The 18,246-nt window shown below is 40.2% G+C and carries 16 protein-coding genes and 1 pseudogene; 11 read left to right on the top strand and 6 right to left on the bottom strand.

Annotation, left to right across the window (positions count from 1 at the left end; all coding sequences use genetic code 11):
* The first annotated feature begins 8 nt into the window (after positions 1-8).
* The 3 genes from BN1234_RS17590 (at position 9) to BN1234_RS17580 (ending at position 4,136) form a co-directional block, all read left to right on the top strand.
* Positions 9-1,316: an ABC transporter substrate-binding protein gene (locus tag BN1234_RS17590; RefSeq protein WP_054957945.1), complete on the top strand. Its 1,308-nt coding sequence runs from the start codon at positions 9-11 to the stop codon at positions 1,314-1,316.
* A gap of 69 nt (positions 1,317-1,385) precedes the next feature.
* Positions 1,386-2,111 (top strand): glycerophosphodiester phosphodiesterase, encoded by a 726-nt coding sequence (locus BN1234_RS17585; RefSeq protein ID WP_054957944.1) that lies wholly within the window; start codon positions 1,386-1,388, stop codon positions 2,109-2,111.
* A gap of 42 nt (positions 2,112-2,153) precedes the next feature.
* The gene (locus BN1234_RS17580) at positions 2,154-4,136 is read left to right on the top strand and encodes a phage baseplate protein (RefSeq protein ID WP_054957943.1); all 1,983 of its coding nucleotides are present in this window, start codon (positions 2,154-2,156) and stop codon (positions 4,134-4,136) included.
* A 196-nt stretch (positions 4,137-4,332) separates the two neighbouring features.
* Here the strand turns inward: BN1234_RS17580 and BN1234_RS17575 are convergent, their stop codons facing one another.
* Positions 4,333-6,309: an ATP-dependent DNA helicase gene (locus tag BN1234_RS17575; RefSeq protein WP_054957942.1), complete on the bottom strand. Its 1,977-nt coding sequence runs from the start codon at positions 6,307-6,309 to the stop codon at positions 4,333-4,335.
* 175 nt (positions 6,310-6,484) lie between these two features.
* Here BN1234_RS17575 and BN1234_RS17570 point away from each other — a divergent pair, with 175 nt between their 5' ends.
* Positions 6,485-7,069 (top strand): sugar O-acetyltransferase, encoded by a 585-nt coding sequence (locus tag BN1234_RS17570; protein ID WP_245640210.1) that lies wholly within the window; start codon positions 6,485-6,487, stop codon positions 7,067-7,069.
* Positions 7,070-7,100: 31 nt separating this feature from the next.
* Positions 7,101-8,246 carry a metallophosphoesterase gene (locus tag BN1234_RS17565; protein WP_054957941.1) on the top strand — a complete coding sequence of 382 codons (1,146 nt, stop codon included), beginning with the start codon at positions 7,101-7,103 and terminating at the stop codon, positions 8,244-8,246.
* A 16-nt stretch (positions 8,247-8,262) separates the two neighbouring features.
* On the opposite strand, the gene BN1234_RS17560 is transcribed toward BN1234_RS17565, so the two are convergent.
* On the bottom strand, positions 8,263-9,054 hold the full coding sequence (locus tag BN1234_RS17560) for a polysaccharide deacetylase family protein (protein ID WP_054957940.1): 792 nt from the start codon (positions 9,052-9,054) through the stop codon (positions 8,263-8,265).
* A gap of 148 nt (positions 9,055-9,202) precedes the next feature.
* Here BN1234_RS17560 and BN1234_RS17555 point away from each other — a divergent pair, with 148 nt between their 5' ends.
* A complete protein-coding gene (locus BN1234_RS17555) occupies positions 9,203-9,535 on the top strand; it encodes an IS3 family transposase (RefSeq protein WP_082423264.1) in 333 nt (110 codons plus the stop codon).
* Between the two features lie 257 nt (positions 9,536-9,792).
* Here the strand turns inward: BN1234_RS17555 and BN1234_RS17550 are convergent, their stop codons facing one another.
* The gene (locus tag BN1234_RS17550) at positions 9,793-10,365 is read right to left on the bottom strand and encodes a TetR/AcrR family transcriptional regulator (RefSeq protein WP_054957939.1); all 573 of its coding nucleotides are present in this window, start codon (positions 10,363-10,365) and stop codon (positions 9,793-9,795) included.
* Between the two features lie 143 nt (positions 10,366-10,508).
* On the opposite strand from BN1234_RS17550, the gene BN1234_RS17545 reads away from it, so the two are divergent.
* The gene (locus BN1234_RS17545) at positions 10,509-11,501 is read left to right on the top strand and encodes a zinc-binding dehydrogenase (protein WP_054957938.1); all 993 of its coding nucleotides are present in this window, start codon (positions 10,509-10,511) and stop codon (positions 11,499-11,501) included.
* Positions 11,502-12,030: 529 nt separating this feature from the next.
* Here BN1234_RS17545 and BN1234_RS17540 read toward each other — a convergent pair.
* The gene (locus BN1234_RS17540; RefSeq protein WP_054957937.1) at positions 12,031-13,029 is read right to left on the bottom strand and encodes a zinc-dependent alcohol dehydrogenase; all 999 of its coding nucleotides are present in this window, start codon (positions 13,027-13,029) and stop codon (positions 12,031-12,033) included.
* A 290-nt stretch (positions 13,030-13,319) separates the two neighbouring features.
* Between BN1234_RS17540 and BN1234_RS22020 the strand changes: the two are divergent.
* Positions 13,320-13,595 (top strand): annotated as a pseudogene (locus tag BN1234_RS22020) (transposase); the annotation flags it as partial.
* Positions 13,596-13,662: 67 nt separating this feature from the next.
* Positions 13,663-14,238, top strand: a complete 576-nt coding sequence (locus BN1234_RS17535; protein WP_054957936.1) for a TetR/AcrR family transcriptional regulator — start codon at positions 13,663-13,665, stop codon at positions 14,236-14,238.
* Between the two features lie 329 nt (positions 14,239-14,567).
* Here the strand turns inward: BN1234_RS17535 and BN1234_RS17530 are convergent, their stop codons facing one another.
* The gene (locus BN1234_RS17530) at positions 14,568-15,746 is read right to left on the bottom strand and encodes a DUF4367 domain-containing protein (protein ID WP_245640209.1); all 1,179 of its coding nucleotides are present in this window, start codon (positions 15,744-15,746) and stop codon (positions 14,568-14,570) included.
* Between the two features lie 400 nt (positions 15,747-16,146).
* Between BN1234_RS17530 and BN1234_RS17525 the strand changes: the two genes are divergently transcribed.
* Positions 16,147-16,377 (top strand): alpha/beta fold hydrolase, encoded by a 231-nt coding sequence (locus BN1234_RS17525; protein WP_245640208.1) that lies wholly within the window; start codon positions 16,147-16,149, stop codon positions 16,375-16,377.
* Between the two features lie 90 nt (positions 16,378-16,467).
* Here BN1234_RS17525 and BN1234_RS17520 read toward each other — a convergent pair whose 3' ends face one another.
* Positions 16,468-17,073, bottom strand: coding sequence for a hypothetical protein (locus tag BN1234_RS17520; RefSeq protein ID WP_054957935.1), 606 nt, complete (start codon positions 17,071-17,073; stop codon positions 16,468-16,470).
* A 374-nt stretch (positions 17,074-17,447) separates the two neighbouring features.
* Here BN1234_RS17520 and BN1234_RS17515 point away from each other — a divergent pair, with 374 nt between their 5' ends.
* A complete protein-coding gene (locus tag BN1234_RS17515; protein WP_054957934.1) occupies positions 17,448-18,236 on the top strand; it encodes a class I SAM-dependent methyltransferase in 789 nt (262 codons plus the stop codon).
* Positions 18,237-18,246 lie beyond the last annotated feature (10 nt).

The following is an 18,246-nucleotide window of genomic DNA, read 5'->3' as shown; positions in this document are numbered from 1 at the left end:
GGTTCCGTGTGAAGAAGAGTGTGTTAGGGTCAATGCTGTTGCTAGCGTTGCTGCTCACGTTGGTTGTTGGTTGTTCAAACAATAATAGCGAGCCTGCTAATAACGAGCCTGCAGCTGAAACAAATGGCAATGAAGGGAAAACAGGCAAAACGAAGATTCAGTTCTGGCATTCCATGGGAGGCAAGAATGGCGAGTATATTGACAAAATGATCAAGTCTTACAACGATTCACAAGACAAAGTTGAGGTCATCGGTACGTTCCAAGGAGGCTATCAGGAGACGCTGACGAAGCTGCAGCAGGCGGTACCTGCCAACACAGCTCCAGACATCTCCATGCTTGAGCGAGCGTTTGTCCCATTGCTTGCAGAAGCAGAGGTGCTTGCAGATTTTTATCCGCTGCTTGAGAGCACGGGGATGAGCGAGGATGAATTCTTGCCTGGTCTGATGGAGAATGTAAAATTCAATGATCAGCTCAATGCACTGCCGTTTAATCGTTCCACTCCGCTGCTCCATATCAACAAGACGATGCTGGATGAGAATAACCTGAAAGTGCCTACGACTTGGGATGAACTGGCAACAGTAGCGAATGCCCTCGTGGTGAAAGAGAACGGCGAATTCAAACGTTATGGCTACTCAATGCCGTATGCAAGCTGGTATCCGATTGCGATGATTGAGCAGCTGAACGGAGGGTTCTTTAATGCAGAAGGAACAGGAATGGGCTTTGGTGAAGAGGGCGTAAAGACGTTTGAGTTTTTGAAGGAGATGCAAAGCACAGGCGCACTGTACTACCCTCCAGCCCAAGATAGCGGAAACATCGTCAATTCCATGTTTGCCAGCGGTCAGATCGGGATGATGATGGAATCGACGGGGGTAATTGGCCGCCATGCAGGCGTTGTGGAATTCGACTATATGACGGCGTTTTTACCGATGAAGGATAAGCAGGCAACACCGACAGGCGGAGCGAATTTAGTCATGTTCGAGAGTTCGAAGAATAAAGAAGCCGCATGGGATTTCCTGCACTGGGTTTTCAATGATCCGAAGGGTGGACAGCAGTTTATCCTGGATTCCGGCTATGTACCGTTCACCAAGAAAATGGCGGAGTCGGCCGAAATGAAAGAGCAGTGGGAGAAGGTACCGGCGCGCAAGGTGGCCTACGAGCAATTGGAATATGCGATCGATACGAATAACGATGCGTCATTTGCAGCGGTCGACCAAATCTTCTTGAAAGCAACGGAAGCTATTATGTACGACAACGCGGATATCCCGTCAACATTGGAGACATTCAAGAAGGAAGCGGCGGAATTAATGAAGGAATAGCAATCAACCCAGATACAATAAGGAAAAACAGTCCATTAATTAGGTCATAACTGAAAAGGAGCAAGCCACATGCAAATTAGAGGAATTGCCCATCGGGGCTACCCGGTAAAATACCCGGAGAATACCTTATCATCGTTTCAAGCGGCTGTCGATCTGGGCTACACCTACGTCGAGCTTGATGTACAACTAAGTAAGGATGGTGTACCGGTCGTTATCCATGATTATACGGTGGACCGTATGAGTGATCAGCTGGGAAAAGTGAAGGATTATACATTAGATGAACTGAAGCGAATGAAGATTGGCGACAATGAAACCATCCCTACGCTAGAAGAGACAATGAAGCTGCTCCGGGGCAAACTGAATGTCATGGTGGAGCTAAAGCAGGCGGGTGATCTTTATCCGGGGCTTGAGCAGAAAACACTGGATATTCTAAGGCAAACCGATACCTTCGAACAATCGATTATCATCAGCTTTGACCATTTTTGTATACAGCGGCTAAGAGCGTTAAGCCGAGATATTCGGTTAGGAATCACAACAAGTAACAGCTTGCCGTATGTATTCCCGTGGATGAAAGAATACGATTGTGAGCTGCTGGGTGTGCCAATGAAAATGATGACAGAGGAATATGCGGACATGATTATCGAGCGTGGCATTGAGGTCGGTCCTTGGCCTGTAGATTCGTTGGCCGATATGGAAATTATCGCGAAGAAGTACCCGACGACGCTTATTACAACCAATGAACTGGAGCGCTGGGCAGAATTTTATCGCAATCATCCGGAATTAAAGCGCCCCTAGTTTGACAGAGGGCAAGAATTGATTGAGTAAAGGGGGAAGATAATGATATTTCCAAACGCTATTCGCCAAAGGCTGCGGCAAGCCGCTATGATTTCTCTTACTTTAGTCATGCTGGCTGTTCCGATCTTATTTGTCGGAGAAAATGCCGTATTCGCTGCAGTTTCGCAACCTTTTGACCTAACGGACAGCGAGGATGAGTTATTTACCAAGAAGGCTCTGACAGACCGAACTGTGCACCAATCCTTTGCCATTGATAGTCAGAATGAGCATGTTTATACCCTTCAAATTATGGCGTCGGGGCAGCGAGTGGGAGAGGAAACCCGCACCTACACCAGTGCAGAAAGAACCATTAAAGGCGATTTAACGGTTACGAAGATGAGTCTAAAAGGGAAAATCCTAGGCAAAATGTACTTGATCGGGTTTGGGCAAGGCACTTCCCTTGGTGTGGAGCCCGTCGGCACATCAGCATATTTGTGGACCGAGGTAGATGCAGTCATTGATCCATCCGAACCGGACGGTGGCTTGAAGGGATACGGGACAAAAATAGGAAGATTTGAATTTGTTAATAATCAGGTGTTAGTGAACACAGATTCATCGATTACTAAATATTCACCGATAAACGATGCCGACCGGCTTGCTGCTAACATCGATGCGGACAATGGTCTATTAACGATGCGATACCGAACAGTGAGCGGTGGAAATTACTCTTACCATTACAGTTCTTATCATTTATCGCAATTTAAAGCGGGAGCTTTTACGCCGATTGCAACTGTTGACCAACCATCGAGTTTAGGAACATTTAGTGGCTTTACCTCTTATGGAGACTATCTTTATTTGTTGGATGGAAACGCCTATAATGCAACAACGAACCCTGCTGGAAATACGTATATCGCAGTGGTGAATTTCCTTACGGGTGCGCAAGTGAAGCGAATGTTGACAAATGCGGGAACTTCTCTGCTGTTCAGAGAGCCGCACGGCATGTCAATCCATAATACGGGAACGGCCATCCGGCTTTGCTTCGGCTTTGCGTCTAATGTATCACCGAACAATACGAATAAACACTCCAGTATATTTTACAAAGATGCGTTAAATTCAGACATGTTCGAATTGGAGCATGAGTCTGGTTCAGTATTTACCGAGAAGCCTCTGACAGATCGAACACTGCAGCAGTCGTTTGCCATTGACAGTATAAATGAGCATGTTTATATGGTTCAAATTATGGCTCCTGGTCAGCAGGTTGGAAGTGAACCCCGTACGTATACGAGTGCGGAAAGAGCACTTAAGGGTGATTTGACATTGACGAAGCTGAGTTTAACCGGAGAAATATTAGGGAAAATGCATTTGATCGGTTTTGGACACGGGGTTTCCATTGGCGTGGAACCCGTTAACACAACAGCATATCTATGGACGGAAGTGGATGCAGCTACAGATTCATCAGATACCTTGAACGGCTACGGTACGAAATTAGCCAGATTTCCGTTTATTAATGACCAAGTCTTGGTAAACACGGATCCTTCGCTTGTTAAGTATGCGCCAGTCGCAGGAGCAGATCGGACTACGGTTAACATCGATATGGCTCACGGCCTGTTGACTATGCGCTACAGAATCGGCGAGCCTGGCAGCCGTGTGATGAAATTCAATACTTACAGACTTGCTGATGTAAAAGCGGGCAATTTCACACCGCTTACAACCGTTAATCAACCATCAGGAATGGGCACCTTCCAAGGATTTGCTTCATATGGAAATTACCTTTACTTGCTGGACGGGAACCCTTATGACGCGACAACGAATCCAACCGGTAACACCTATTTGACAACGGTCAATTTAAATACGAACTCTCAAGTAGCTCGAACGATAACGGACGCAGGAAGCTCGCTATTATTCAGAGAACCGGAAGGCATGTCCATCCAGATTGCCGGTTCGTCCGCTCGGCTATGCTTCGGATTCGGATCTTTTAAATCGGCAACCAATACAGAGAAAAATGCCAATATCTTTTACAAAGATCTGATTATTCAGGGCAACTGAGTACAGCGGATATTGTCGCTCAAATTAATGATATTTTCTCATATCTTCGATTCTGTAAAATAGTGATCATATTATTGTCAGGGGCTCGATCCTCCTTGGCTTCTACAACAAAACACCCTTGATATCAAGGGTGTTTTGTTTATTTTATGATAAAATGGCAAAGTAAATTATTTGGCGTTCGTTTTCGAATTACGAACTACAACGATTCCACTTCAAGTTTAGCTCCAGGCGGTAATACGGCCTCGACTCGATCCCGAACATGCTGATTAAACAAAATTTCCGGATCCAAAATGGCTGCAATTCCTTGATCCGTCGATGAACGAATGAGTCTTCCCAATCCTTGCCGTAAGCGAAGCAGCATATAAGGCAGGTCGACTTCTTCATATGCTGAATCCGCAGCTTCCCGTTTAGCTATAAATACAGGATCTTCCGGTGGATAAGGCAGAGACCAGATAATTACGTTGGACAATGAAGGTCCCGGTACATCCAGACCCTCCCATAGGCTTGTCGCACAGAGCACGCTTTCCTCTGAATTTTGGAACTCAGCTATGAGGGTGCTAATCTCACGGTCACCTTCATACAGCATGGTATAGGATGCAAAAGATGGATGCTGTGCAGCGGCCTTCTTAAAATCGTGAAGCTCGTTCATCGTTCTAAATAACAATAGAGCTCGTCCTTCGGTACGCTTGATCAGCTTGGCGGCAAGGGTCAGCTTTTTCGCCCCAGCAGTCTCACTCTGATTTTCTGCATTTTGCAAAAGTTCACTTGGTACAAGCAGCTTCATCTGCTTCTCGTAATCGTATGGAGAGTCCACGGAAAAAGATAGATACTCGCTGATTCCGAGACTTCCTGCTACGTAATCAAAGGATCCATCTACCGACAAGGTTGCTGAAGAGAATACAATCGGCATCTGAAGTCCGAATACCCGCTCCTCCAGCACTTCCTTGACCGTTCGCGGCATAATGGCAAGTGTTGCAGCACCATCCTCATTTTCTTCCGCCCAGCAAATGTAGGTACCTGGCTTACGGAACAGATGAAGTGCAGTTTGGATCATCTCCAGATGCTCTTCAACGATACGCAGCTTATATTCATCAAGCGTATACAAGCCACTCTCAAAGACCAGCTCTTCATCAATAGCTTCAATTGAACTTTTCCAGCGATTCATTTCTTCTAGAAGCTTCTCATCCATTCGGATTCGCTTTCGATCAGAGCCGGGTATCGCTTCACTTTGCTCCGCTATCAGAGAAAACACAAGCTGGCTCTGATCAATGGCGTCTTCAATTCGTTCGGCTAGCGTTTCCCTGATCTCTCCATCTAGAAGACGAGTAATAATCTCTTCGTATGCACTATGCTTCAGCTTATAACTGAGGGCTTGCTGTGCTGCCGATTCAAGTAAATGCCCTTCATCAAAAACGACTGAACTATGTTCAGGGAGCAGGGGAAGCTGACCCTCTCTTTTTCTTCCTTCATAGGTCCACACATGCTCCATGTAATAGTCATGGGAACAGATAATAAGGTCTGTAGATTTTCGATAATGATCACGGGATAAGCTCATGCCGCAGCGATGTCTTTTGTCACATACAAAACAATCCTGAAAGGAATCCCAGTTGATCTTATTCCACTGTCCATCATTCAGATGCGGGTATTCCTTACGATCACCATAAGGGTAAAATGCTTGCATCGTTCCTGGAGAATGAACAAAATCAGGAAGATTTCCATATACGTCTTCAATAACCGCCGCATCTTCATCCTGGAGACGAGCGCCGTCTATTTTTTTGAGACATAGATATTGATCAGGGGATTTACCGAGCCGCGCATCAATCTGTAAATCCAAATATCGGGCAAGCTTAGCTATATCGCCTTCCTGCTTCACAAGCTGCTCAATGAGCGACTCATCTGCACAGGCAATCACTGCAGGTTTCCGTGTATATCTTGCATAGTTAACTGCATAAAGCAGGTACACAAGTGTTTTTCCCGTTCCAACTCCTGCTTCTGCAAAAATCGTTTTCTTATTGGCATAGGCTCTTTCCAATTGGTAAGCCATAAATATTTGTTCATCACGGATATCAAATCCATGTTCAGGCAGCACATCATAAAAAACGTCCGCAACCCAATCGCCGACCTGCTTGACGAACGGTTCTGACGGATCATAGGAGAAAGGATATCGCTCCAAGCTTACGCCTCCAACATTATCAGATTCTTATTAGACAAACTAATATTATCTCATGAATAAATAGGCTTGGCAACCTGGAAAGAGGACGGAGTTTAATTTGAGAATTTATGCTGGTATAGGATATGATTAGGTATGATTCATCACTCAGATTATAATCAAAAAGGAGATCAAAAAAGTGTCTGAAAAAGATAAAATGCTAAATCAAGAGTATTACCTATGTTGGGACAAAGAGTTAACCGAAGAAAGAGAAAGAGCGAAGGATCTGTTATTTGAATTTAATAATCTGAAACCATCGGCGCGTGATGAAAGAAACCAAATCATTCAAAAATTATTTCATTCCGTGGGAGAAAACGCGTGGATTGAATCCCCTTTTAATTGTGATTATGGTTATAACATAACAGTTGGAGATAATTTTTACGCAAACACCAACTGTACAATATTGGATTGTGCCAAGGTTACGATTGGAAACAATGTGTTGATGGGTCCCAATGTTAGTTTGTATACCCCAAATCATGCAAAAGATGCAGATGAACGTATTGCAGGCTATGAAAGATCACTGCCAATTAACATAGGGGATAATGTTTGGATTAGTGGTTCTGTGACAATTATTCCAGGTGTGACTATTGGTGATAATACGATCATTGGTGCAGGGAGTGTTGTAACGAAAGATATACCTGCAAATGTTATTGCGGCAGGTGTACCATGCAGAGTGATTAGACCAATCACTGAGGAAGATAAAGTCGGATTAAAGTGTCTGTAATGAATAAAACCAATAGAAAGAAAGGGAGACTATGAGCCAAATCGGTATCATTTTGGGTGTTATATCTATTTTATCATTGTACGGGGGTACGAATTTTTATATCGGAAGGAAAATATTCCGGTGGTTAAAGATCATTTTTCCAACTCTTAATGGAAAGATCTATGCAGGTATCTACGCCTTCTTCGCCTTATCACTAATATTATCAATGTTACCACTACCCGGCACTATTAAAGGAATATTCAGTTGGATAGGCGCTTACTGGATGGGCATTTATGCATATCTGTTACTCTTCATTCTCTTGATGGACCTAGTTATCTTCATCGGGAGAATCATAAAAGTCTTTCCTAAACCAGTACCTCAACGTATTCGTTTTTATGCTGGCTTAGCCGCTGTTATGTTAACTGTCGGTTTTGTGAGTTATGGCATCTATAACGCAAACCAGATTAAATACGCTTCTTACGAGATTCAAACGAAAAAACCGGCTTTGACAAATGGCATGAAAATCATTCTAATCAGTGATTTGCATTTAGGAGCTGTAAATTCCGAAAAACGTCTTGAAAATTTAGTATCGAAGATTAATCAACTTCAGCCTGATTTGGTTTGTATAGCGGGAGATATTTTTAATGACGATTATCTTGCTTTAAAAGATCCTGAAAGAGCAATGAATTTGCTTAAAAGTATTACATCTACATATGGCGTTTATGGCAGTCTCGGAAATCATGACAGTGGAAAAACATTCGATAAGATGGTTGATTTCCTAGAGCGAAGCAATATAAAGCTTCTAAACGATAAGTACGTTATTATTGATGAGCGACTGGCTCTATTTGGACGTGTAGACCCGTCGCCAATTGGCGGTTTTGGTGAAATGAAAAGAAGAGATATAACAGAAAGTATCGCATCGCTAGATCCTAATATGCCTGTTGTTGTTATGGATCATACTCCTACCAAGCTCGAGCAATATGATGGAAGGGTTGATTTGGTCGTTTCCGGTCATACACACAAAGGACAAATATTCCCGGGCAGCTTAATAACAAATGCTATATTTGAGGTAGACTATGGGCATTATCAAAAGGATGCATCCAGTCCACAGGTTATCGTAACATCGGGCGTGGGTACTTGGGGGATGCCAATGCGGGTCGGAACAAATAGTGAGATTGTGAGTATTAAATTGGATTAGCTTAACGAGTAAGATATCAAGGGAATTTTCGAGTAAAAGCAGCAATGGACTGATCGCCAGGTATTCGAACGCGATGAAGAGTTAAATATCCTTGATTTTTCTCGGCATAACCAGGTTCTGTCGTAACGGCAAATTCAAATCCAGCACGCTTAACGACCTCTATCACATTGGGATTAAACTCTCCGGCAGGATAGGCAAAAGAAATGATGGGATGCCCCAATCTGTTCTCCATTATTTTTTTAGCTCCCGAAATTTCGTCCTCAAGCTGTAACGGGCTGCATTTTGTCAAATCGACATGATGCCTGGTATGCACACCCATTTCAATGAGTCCCGATTCTTCCATTTCCATGGCTTGATTCCAATCAAAATGATTGGACACACCAATATAATCACTGGTGGCGAATATCGTAGCTTTCATTTGAAGCTTTTTTAAATAGGGATAAGCGACAGTAAAATTATCTAAATATCCATCGTCAAAAGTAATCAAAATCGGTTTATTCGGGAGCTCTTGATTTGTCTTCCAATTCATTAACTCCTTGAACGTAATCGTGTTATATCCGGCATTCTTCAAATGTTCCATTTGTTTATAAAATACCTCTGGGTGAACAGAGAGAGTATTGGATGGATTGATGCTAATCGAATGGTACATTAAGATCGGAATTGATTCTGTGTTGACTGGTGTGCTCAGTTGAGCCTCTGGTGCAGCGTGTTTTAACTCTGTTTGTGTTTGGAGAGAGAAATTCGCTTCTTGTTCCCATCCGCTTATTAACATACTGATTAATAAAAGAAAAATGTTCATCATGTGCATTTTACTCAACCTCCAAATATATCTTATGCACTTCAGAACAAAATAAACCGGGGAGTTTTCAACATCGGAGAAGGACAATCGCTCTACAGAAGAAAACGAGCTCATATATATCATTCAAAACAACCGTGATAAATACACGGTATCAGCAATGTGTGACGTCCTGCAAATCGCAAGAAGTACATTCTATTATGAAGCCAAAGAACAAGTAAATGAAGACGAGGTCACCAAAGCTGTAGTGGAAATCTTCCACAAGAATCGGAAAGCCTATGATACACGCAAGATCAAGGTAAAACTTCATGAAGGACTCATTGTGTCCAAACGACGAATTGGCCGAATTATGAAAATGCGTGGCCTCGTTTCCAAATACACAGTAGCACAATACAAGCCCCATAAAACGGCATGTAACGATGCAACGACAACGAATGTCAAGGGTGACCTGCGTCAGATTCAATGGTTCCATACTGACTTGATTTACTGTTGACAATCCACTCTACAGGCAAGAAAATATTTGAAGCAATCATAAGTAGAGAAAAATCCTTAAGCTAACGGGAAACATTAATTTAAAATAGCATGGAGCAGTTTGCCGGTGGCAGCTGCTCCTTTTTTCGTTAAGCTAAGGGATAGTTTATGTTGAATTTTGAAATGACTCTGGGCGGACGGCACATTACAGGTAGCTGAAGTAATATTCAAACCAGAAGAAATCTGGAGAAGAGCTTACGGATACTGGATTTATCTGAATTAAGTACAACCTTCTCCGATGGAATCGACGATATTAAAGCATATTTGTGCCATTTTTTTTGAGTCCAGGGTAGCATCATCCATAATCCATTTGGTGACAATATTGAAGATAGCTCCGCTCCAAAAATAAAATTTATATAATTCGGTAGTATCTCTTTCGCTGAAACCCCGCATAAGTAGATCCTGGACTTGCTGAAGAACAGAATCGCCAAAATTAGCTTTTAATAGAATTTGCAATTCCTTATATTGTTCATACAAAGAATCAAATAAAGTTAACCAGTATTGGTGGGTATTCATAATTGGAAAATGCAAATTCATTGCTTCAATTACTTTGATCGCCATTTCATCGATCAAACTTCGTAAAATGTCCTCTTTCGAAGAGTAATTACGATAATACGCTGTACGGGATACTCCCGCCTTTTTTACAATTTCAGTAATGGTTATTTCATTGAATGATCGTTCTTTCATTAACAAAACAAGCGCCGACTCTATACACAATCTTGTAATTCGGTTCGACTCTTCATTGGATAAGCGCAATACTTTCAAACGTTGAATTTCCGTTTCATTTGGCATTACATTTCTCCCTTAGTTGTTAAGTCCGTACAAGTATGGGTTGACTCATAGTATTCACGATGTTACGTTTGTTTCGTCATTACAGCTGTATTCTATCTATAGAGAAAACATAAGTCAATAAATATTTGAAAGGATTGGATCTAATGAAAGCATTAGTTTTGAGAGAACAAGGGAATCTGAATAGTTTAACCATCGTTCATAATCGTAAAATACCGATACCCAAAAGTAACGAAATTCGAGTAAGAGTCGTGGCTGCAGGTTTAAATCCGTCAGACCATCAAATTGCAAGTTACAAAGGGACAGGATTTGCTGAAGAGGAGAGGGTATTAGGTATTGACATTGCCGGGATAGTCGATGCTGTGGGAAGTGATGTGACCAATTTAGTAGTTGGGGACCGTGTGTACTACTTACGTAGTATTAATAATGAACATGGAGGGTTTGCGGAGTACGCTGTGACTACAGCACATACTGTGAGCAAATTACCAAACGACATCCCATTTGCTTTTGCTGGAGTATCCCCTGGGGCAGGTTTCACAGCTTATCAAGCAATTGTACAAAAGTTGAAACTCCAAGCTGGAAGAACCATATTAATTCATGGGGGTGCAGGTGGTGTTGGAGGTTTTGCAATACAACTTGCCAAGCTTCATAATTTGACCGTCTACACTACTTGTCAAGCGAGCGACATTCCTTACGTGTTAAGTCTCGGTGCGGATCTGGCTATCGATTATGAAAACCAAGATGTATACGCAGAAATCAACAAATTAACTAACCATCTAGGTGTAGATTATGTACTAAGCACGATAAACCCAGAAACGGCGACCAAAGATATAGATATACTTCGATTCGGTGGAGAAATTGTTGTGACTGCCGGTTTCCCTGATTTTAGCCGACTTCATTTCTACGAGAAAGGATTATCACTTCATGAGATAGCTCTTGGTGCAGCACATACAGTGAATGACCCTCAAGTCCAATCAAATTTAGCAGTAATTGGGGATGAGTTTGCCAAGTTGATTTCTGGGCAACACATTAAGCCCCCAGCTATTACTTCGATTAAAATGGAAGAGATCCCAGCGTATTTATTAAAATTGAAAAGCGGTTCCATTCAAGGAAAAGTGGTTGCAATTATAAACCAATAAATTTAGTTTTTTATATAACAAAAGTCACCTATTCATCAAAGGGATGTGTAGAATGACGAATCTAAAGGAGCTAGTGTCTGTGATGGTTACAGAGTAGGAACAGGATTTGGAAGGATAACCGCTTTACAGCTTGCAGCTAAGGGATCTTACCGTTGTTATGGGAAACGTTGATCGGAAATATCATGGAGCAGTTCGCAGCTGTTGAGGATTATATAAAAAAATTGAAATTTTTAAAACCGTTGATCAATAAAAGATTAACGATCCGGAATTATCTAGTTAACATATATCACAGGAGTACACTTCACCCAATGCGTATGCCATGATGAGTTTCATTAGCGCCTGCGGAAAAAAGCTGGTGTAGTTACTTAGATTGTCCGCAGTGTGTAAGCTTAGATATCCCCCTCCATAAGAAATTAAATAGGATTCTGCAAAAGTGCATGAATTGAATGATCTATCGAGACAGGAAGGAAGCAAAAGCAGGAGGGGGATAGGGGCTGTCACGACAGAAGAGAGTTTCTACTATCAACCGTTAACTTATCATCATTACTTTTAATGACTGTGTCGCATCATCTGCAATTTCAAATGCTTTTTCTGCTTGATCAAATGGTATTTCGTGTGAAACAAGATTATCAGCAATTTCATGTGACTCTGACAAAATTTTAATGGCTTCACAAATATTATCATGTGTAAACATACATGAACCAGCTATTTTTACACTATTATACATCAGTGATGTCAGATCAAGTTCTGGTTGATTGTGATATGCAGCTAATACCGTAATATGTGCTCCAATTTTTGTCATACTTAATGCTTGGTTTAATAATGAACCAACGCCTGCTGCATCAATAAATAAATCCACATCAGGTACTGCACCAGCAATCATTGAGAAGTTTTGACCAAATTTTTCAGTTAAAAACTCTGCCATATTCTCATTTTTAGAGTTGTATGGAATGGCACCTGCTTTTTCAGATTTCTCTAATCTTTGTTGATTTATATCTATTACAACAATGTTTGCAACGCCTTGGCTTTTTAAATATTCAAAAGCGCACATACCGATGATCCCTGCGCCCAAAATGACAACTTTGCTGTTTTGGTTAAACTGATATTTTTTAACACCAGACATACCTACAGAAAATGGTTCTATCAAAGCGATTTCACTGAATGTCATCGTATCTGGCACTGGATATATATCTACATTTTCCACTGCATCTTTAACCAAAATTTTATCTGCAAAACCACCCAAATATGCATATCCATTTTCCGGACTATAACTTACTAATTTTTGCGATAAATTGGAAACAAAAACTTTTGTACCTACTTTAAAAGAGCTATCTTCCCCAACTTTTTCTATTATGCCTGCCATTTCGTGTCCAAACCCCATTGCTTTACCTGTACGATAGCTGTTAAGGTCTGTACCACAAATACCTCTTGCTTTCATTTTAACTAAAACATCCCTACCTTTTACAGCTGGTTCTTCACATTCTCTTAATGAGATTTTTTTTACACCATCAACAAATAAACCTTTCATTTCATCTTCTCCTTTTATCCAACATAATATTGAAAAACGTACATTTCTATTATATAATGATGGCATTTTATGAACCACAACATAAACTAATAGAATGTTTCTTATCCAACATTACTTTCATATCTGTTGGAAAAGAGGGAGAGAGCGTAAATATCTTGCGTAAATAGAAAATAGAAAAAGGAAGACCTTTTCTCGTAAAAATAAGTTATCAGACAACAATTCAAAGAGAGGTCTTCCCTATGAATGTTTAAACATCAGACTGTAACTCCGTAAAAGCGTTCCAATGATATTTCAGTGATAAGTGGAAATCTACTTATCCTAAAGTGGTTAAATCTCTACGAGATAATCCATATATCTTCACGTTCTATAGCTTTCCAGAGTCCATATGGAGAAGCATTTATTCGACGAATTTAATTGAATCTTTCAACAAACAAATCAAGCGATATACCAAGCGTAAAGAGCAATTTCTAATTAAAAGCTATAACCAACGCTTTGCAACGCGCTACCATATTGGCTTTGACAAAGCTCTTTCCGTACTACTAGTTAAGTTCTCCACCAAGGACTAGCTCCATCTTTTACAAGACAAGGATGTTTTCATTTACATATAATTGTTGACGCTACCAAGGGGGATTTATGCCGGAAGATTTAAGAGTTAAATATACTAAAAATATTCTTAAAGAAGCTTTACTCAAATTGCTTTCTGAAAAACCTATACATCAAATAACTGTTACACATCTATGTAAAATAGCGGGTATAAATCGTTCTACTTTTTATTTTCATTATACGGAGATGTATGATTTATTCGAACAAATTGAAAATGAATTTATAGAAAAAATCCATCTCTCTAATTCACCTTTTGTACTTCCACAAACTCGATCAGATCAGATAAAATTATTAGAAGATATTTGTCAAGTTTATCTTGATAATAAAGAGCTGTTTATTATTTTGTATGGCCCAAATGGAGATCCCATGTTTGTAAATAAGATTGTAAAACGGATTATAGAAACGACATTTAGAATGCACAAACATCAATTTACCTATAAACGTAAACATGAACAAGAATTAGCTGTATATTATGTACTGAAGGGATGTCTTTCTACTATTTATCAATGGCTTACACAATACCCAGATATAAGTAAACATGATATGGCTGTTTTTCTTACTCGTTTAAATTATGAGGGGATCTTATCTAAAGAATTAAATATATAAAATCGACCCAACAGCAATCAATTCTCATGAAAGGCTGCCGATTGACTCGGCAGCCTTTTGCATGGTTTATAAATGGGGCAATCAGCAACTTATTCTGTCGGGGGACAAGAACATGAACCGATTGCCGTTTAGATAAATATCTAACTAGGTTTCCATACAATTTCATTAAGCTAACAGGCAGTTTAGTTGAATATCAATCGCTTTGAACCATCCACAAGTAACGGCGAACTATATTTCGGAAGATAAATAAGAAGCCCCTCCTGAAATATGATCGAGAGGGACTTGCTTATTCAAGTTATTCCCGAAATCAACCTGTTCTTTCCTCGAATCTATTGCACGGGAGCCGCGATTATAGCTTTCAGATTGTCTTCCTGATACTTGTCCATGCCAGAGAAAATGGCAGTATAATAAATATCGTCTTGCTTCCATAAGTAAATTGGCAATTTGGCTCTTTTACCAAGTGAGAAGTAGACGTGATCCTGGTCTTCATACGCCGAAATTTCCACACCGTGTATCTCCAGCTTCCGTTTGAACGAGAGCTTGGATGCATCGAATAGCGGCTCCTTGCTCTGATAAAGCGAGAAATAATCACTTACATCATAAATTGAGGAATCATGCGGTGCATTATATTGTGTCCATAGAGCGTCCGTCGCTTGCCTGAACGCATAGCTAGTATTTTGATCACCGGCTTTAAGCAGAATTGAATAACTCAGATGAAGCTCGGGGAATTCGAATGGGATTTTCACCTTAAAGCCAAGAATGTTCTTCGCTGCAAGCAAATCCTTTTCATCATAAAGAGGAAATGAGTTTCCATCTCCGTCGTAGCGGACATTCTGAACTTGCTTTGGAAGAACAAAGGACTGAACCATTTTTGTGAGCTCTTCTTGTGATATATCCTCACTATAATAGTTGAGTGTGTACTGTACATTATCATCGTGCCAGTAGAAGCTTTTGCCCGTTTCCGGTCTGTCCTTGTAGATTCTCTTATCCGTGAATAGAGTGCCTTTGACATTGCTAATTGTAACGGCTTCCTGTCGGAATTTCGGAGTTTCGTTTGCACTTTGGGGATAGTTAGCCCCCAGCAATTGATTGTGCTCCAACAAATTGCCGTTGCCCTTGGAAGCTATTACTTCTATTCTTTGTTCATTTTCCATGCCTAAGTTAGCTGCAAAAGTTATGGACGCTACATCAATTAGGTCGGTATCGTTGGGTTTAGAAAAATTCTTAGAATATAATACCCTCTCTAACTGATAACTTTCAGGAAGATAGTCAGGTACTTTAAAGTTATACTTCGGAAAATCTAGTGCCCGGTCGAGACTACTAAACCATCTAAACAAATCGTTGTACACAGGAGAAAATTCGAAATTAGGACTGGCTGCTGGGGCAGGAGTATCCAGCTCGGCAAGCTTTCCGTTATCGGACGCATTGGTGAGTAAGATGGCGCTAAAGGCAACAGCCAAGACAATTGCAGCAGCTGGTAGCTTGTACGAACCTTTTTTGAACTTCATGATCATCATCCTCCGTTCCTCTATCTTATTCAGCATATAATTGTATGTCACTGGATTTATGATATAATTGACTGTAAATTTATGTCAAGACCGATAACCATTGAAAGTCGCTATTAGCTGGTTTTTTGTTTTATAGGTACAAGTTTTGGATTAGAGTATTTTTGAAACGATGATGAGTAATAAAATCTACTAGACGAATGGTGTCTTTTTATGGTGTTATACGTACAAGGGCTTTTTAGCAGAAAATGTTAGGAAGCTTTAGGAATAAATTTAAAAAGAGACATCAAAGAGGTGAATGATTTGGGATTAGCTAATCTAGAGTATAGGAATCCAAATTCAAGCGAAAACACTCTATATTAACGAAGAATACTTTGAAACATATTACAAGGAAAGCAGACGGATGACATCAGATACTCTTATCAGAGTATTAGAAGAAAATTTGTCATTTGAAATACCGAACGGTTTTCAAAAAGCGAAGACCAAGATATTAGTGACTGTCGGCGAGAATGAAAAAGCAGTCATGAAAAAATCAGCGAAAGATTTAGTTTCAAATCATTCAAATTGCACAGGGATCATTATTCCTAATGCTGGTCACGGAATATCGTTACTCAATCCTGATTTCTTTAACTAGATGATAGAAAAGTGGATACAGGAAGGTACTTTACCTCAGGACGTAGTACAAATAACAATATGAGTAATGATTGCAGTTCAAAATCAATAATTAAAAATGAAAAGGACTTAATAGTTCAACCATGAACCCAACGCAAATCGATAAAGCAACTAGTATCGCCAATTGTTTAGGGTTTTTGTAAAAAACTACACATAAAACTACATACATCATTAATTCTTCAATATGATTTAAATACATATAAAATAAACCCATACCGAAAGAAAGGCTCATCATTAATCCCATCGGTAACGCTGGTAAAATATAAGCTAGCCGCACATTGTTTTTAGCCTTCCATGCAATGATTGCTAGTAAAGGAGAGATTAGTGCTAAACTGCCCCAAGCTATAAAATATTTAGTTGGAAATACTCCAAATAAATAAGCTGAATATACATAATAGCTTATTAGCATTCCAATAAAGAATACGAACGTATGTATCGCAGCTCTGATTGGGGTTTTACAATATGCAGCTATAAGTGTTGCAATGAACACCCAAACTCCTAACCTTGTAAATAGCGCTGCAAAATAATGAAGAATAATCGTCAACCAATTCTTATCAACAACGGAGACGGTATCTAAATATTTGGATATAGTACCTAGGGCTATACCAAAGAGTAAAAAAATAATAACATGCGGTATATTGTTTTTTAACTTATCCATCCGACACCTCAATAGCTTTTTTTGGTTGTTAGATATCATTTTATCCATGATTTTATCAAAGAATAAACATACCAACAAACCGAAATAACTTAAATATAAAAACAAAAGAGCATTTTCTTAAGAGCTCACGCATTACAAGGCGATGTTATCGGATCACAAAAATTTTTCTCGAATGCTCTTATGGATTATTATTTTGCTCAATTAATAAAATGGATAACTAAAAAAGAACCTTCACAAGGAACTATGATAGACTTTACAGGCAAAAAAATATTAGAAGAAATCATACGTAGAGAAAAATCATTAGTCTAACGGGACACGACAGCTCAATGTTATTATACATCTAATAAAGGAATATGAATTGGGGAGGCATGTGTGTGCAAGAAAAACTGGCAATTGCGAACAAGATTGCGTGGGAAACGAAAGCGTATCAAGCTTGGGTTCAGAATTACGGTACACCAGAAGAACTTGCTGTAAAACTGAGATTAGAACACAAGCATCACTTGCGTTACTGGCTAAAGTATATTGGTGATCTAGAAGGCAAACGAGTTATTAACCTCCTTGGATCGCACGGCCGGAAAGCAATTTCGTTAGCATTGCTAGGTGCTGATGTTACGGTTGTCGATATATCTGTAGAAAATCGGTTGTACGCGATGCAGACGGCATCAGCCGCAGGTGTAGAACTCAACTATATCTGTTCTGACGTTTTACATATCCCGAACGAAGAGACGCTAGGCGAATTTGACATCGTATTGATGGAGTTTGGAGTTTTGCATTATTTTACAGACCTCAGCTCTATTTTCTCTGTGGTTCAACGCAGACTAGGGGGAAATGGCCGCTTTATCTTGACTGACTTCCATCCGTTCGCACGTACATGGATGAACACATACCATTTAAAGCAACCAACTGGTAATTATTTTGACGATAATATTAAGGAGGGGGAGGTTGCTTTTGCCAAGCTGTTGCCCGAGGAGGAACGTTCTGGATTAGGTAAGACTTTAGGGCGAAGCTGGACAGTTGGTGAGATTTTAACTGCAGTTGGGACAAAGGGGTTATTTATCCGAACGTTTGAGGAAATACCAAGCTCTACAGACCCAAGGTTTCCAGAATTCTATACTCTAATTGCAGATAAGATTGATTTAGAATTATCTCCATTATATCTATGAATATAGAACT

Origin of the sequence: Paenibacillus dakarensis (assembly GCF_001373415.1) — a bacterium.
Lineage (GTDB): Bacteria > Bacillota > Bacilli > Paenibacillales > Paenibacillaceae > Paenibacillus_AQ > Paenibacillus_AQ dakarensis.
Note: the sequence above shows the minus strand (reverse complement) of the source record. Positions and strands in the feature narration are given on the sequence as shown.